We start from the raw sequence: 465 nt of genomic DNA on the forward strand, positions 1-465 counted from the left end.
ATCGCTGACTTCGCCTTTACCCAATGCAAATGCCGCTTTATCGAATTCAGGTCCAAAGCCGCTGCCGCCGCTTTTGCTCAGGTAGCCCAAATTGCCGCCTTTGTTGCTGCTGGACAAATCTTTGGAGTACTTGGCCGCCAGCTCGGCAAACGAATCCGGATGTGCTTTAAGCTCCGCAGCCATTTTGTCCACTTCGGCTTTAATTTCCGCATTGCTTGCTTCATCTCCGTTAGGCATAACCGGAATGAAAATATGCGCAATTTCGGCTCTTGGCGATAAATCTACGCTTTTGCTGTCGTAAGCTTTTTGTACTTCTTCCGCACTGACGGTTTGTTTGTCAGCCAAATCCTTAATGTTCAAAGCCACATATTCCAGCTTAACGGCTTGAGGAATCAAGTAATCTTTCTTATGCGCTTCATAATACTTTTGCAAAGCCGCATCATCTACTTTTACTTGTGCCGCAAA

General features: G+C 46.2%; 1 protein-coding gene. It reads right to left on the bottom strand.

The features are described from left to right. A partial coding sequence (locus ACTHS3_RS16915; protein ID WP_440368629.1) for a peptidylprolyl isomerase occupies nt 1-465 on the bottom strand: 465 nt, incomplete at both ends.

Source organism: Neisseria sp. P0009.S007 (assembly GCF_051962515.1).